Source organism: Candidatus Regiella insecticola LSR1 (genome assembly GCF_000143625.1).
In the GTDB taxonomy this organism is placed as follows: Bacteria; Pseudomonadota; Gammaproteobacteria; order Enterobacterales; family Enterobacteriaceae; genus Regiella; species Regiella insecticola.
In genome coordinates this window covers 1-1937 of record NZ_GL379760.1, presented here as the reverse complement: position 1 = coordinate 1937, position 1937 = coordinate 1, and the positions used below count along the sequence as shown (strand labels likewise).

The 1937-nt window shown below is 41.7% G+C and carries 2 protein-coding genes; both read left to right on the top strand.

The genetic code is table 11. The features are described 5' to 3' along the window. The first annotated feature begins 24 nt into the window (after positions 1-24). Positions 25-669: an adenylate kinase gene (gene adk, locus REG_RS10595; RefSeq protein ID WP_039909070.1), complete on the top strand. Its 645-nt coding sequence runs from the start codon at positions 25-27 to the stop codon at positions 667-669. 201 nt (positions 670-870) lie between these two features. Then, positions 871-1839: a ferrochelatase gene (gene hemH / locus REG_RS10590; protein ID WP_039909072.1), complete on the top strand. Its 969-nt coding sequence runs from the start codon at positions 871-873 to the stop codon at positions 1837-1839. Positions 1840-1937 lie beyond the last annotated feature (98 nt).

The window sequence follows — 1937 nt, the reverse complement described above, 5'->3', positions numbered from 1 at the left end:
TTACATAATAAAGGAATTTACGCAATGCGTATCATTCTGCTGGGCGCTCCGGGCGCTGGTAAAGGCACTCAAGCTCAATTCATTGTAGAAAAGTACTCTATTCCACAAATTTCAACCGGTGATATGTTACGTACAGCCGTCCAAACAAATTCCGAGCTCGGTGTGAAAGCAAAAAAAATCATGGAAGAAGGGAAGTTAGTTCCTGACGAACTGGCCATTGCATTGGTAAAGCAACGTATTAGCCAAGCCGATTGCCGAGGCGGTTTCTTACTCGATGGATTTCCTCGTACTCTTTCCCAAGCTGATGCCATCATTGAAGCTGGTATCAATATTGATTATGTATTGGAATTTGATGTTCCCGACCAAGTGATTATTGAACGTATCGCTGGGCGCCGTATTCATGCGCCTTCTGGCCGTATTTATCACTTACGATTCAATCCTCCTAAAATTGAAAATAAAGACGATATTACTGGTGAGCCACTTACTTTACGTAAGGACGATCAGGAAGCAACGGTACGTCAGCGCCTGGTTGAATATCACCAACAAACAGAACCATTACTTTCCTACTACCGTAAGCAGGCCGCTGCTGGTAATACACATTATTTTAAACTCGATGGCACTCACAAAGTCGGTGAAATCAGAGATGAACTCACAGCCATCCTTGGTTAATTAGTATGATGTTTAATTTACTTGAATTAAACTTGCAGCAAGTTATTTGCATTTTAAATGTTATCGGTACTTTAAATATTTAAATAAAAGGTTGCTGTAATTAAAAATGATAGTTAACATTTCCGTCCTGTTTAATTTTTCGTCTGATAGGACGGGATTGGTAGGCCATGCGTCATATAATGAATAGCAAGAGGATTGGGTATAATGCACAATAAAGTTGGTGTGCTCATGGTTAATCTGGGTACGCCTGATATGCCCACGGTGCCTGCTATCAAGCGTTATTTGGCACAATTTCTCAGTGATCACAGAGTTATAGACAGATCTCCTTGGCTATGGTGGCCATTGTTACATGCGGTGATTTTACCGTTTCGTGCGCCCCGCCTGGCTAAACTTTATCAATCTATCTGGATGGAAGAGGGTTCGCCATTGCTCGTCTACAGCCAACGGCAGCAGAAAGCCTTGGCTGCGAGATTGCCGAATATTCCTGTTGAGTTAGGCATGAGCTACGGTTCACCCTGTTTAGCCAAGGCGATCAAAACGTTACTGTCACACGACCTGACTAAACTCATTATCTTGCCACTTTATCCACAATACTCCGCGACAACCAGTGCTGCCGCTTGGGACGCGGTTGCCAATATTTTAAAAAGCTACCGACGTCTACCCTCGATTCAATTTATCCGTGATTATGCCGAGCATCCAGCTTATATTAATGCGTTAAAACAAAGTGTTGAACGTTCATTTAATCAACATGGCCAACCAGATAAATTAATGCTTTCGTTTCATGGTATTCCTAAACGTTATGCGAAACTGGGTGATGATTATCCACATTGTTGTGAACATACCTTCCGTGCGCTGAGCGCTGCTTTAACACCTTGGTCAGAAGATAAAATGATTATGGCCTATCAATCACGCTTTGGTCGTGAGCCTTGGTTAATGCCCTATACCGATAAAACGTTAAAAAAATTACCGGCTCAAGGGGTGAAACATATTCAAGTTATTTGCCCAGGATTTGCCGCCGACTGTTTAGAAACCTTAGAAGAAATCAAACAACAGAACCGTGGGATATTTCTAAAAGCGGGCGGAGAAAAGTTCGAATATATCCCGGCATTAAATGACCAATCAGCGCATATTGATTTGTTACAGCAGTTGGTAGCTGAAAATATATTATAAAAAAATAATAGATGTGTGTTATCTCACTGAGCCAAATTGTTCTCGGTTTGGCGGATAATGGCTTTATTCAGCCTCTTAATAATCCAGCTTCTATGTGT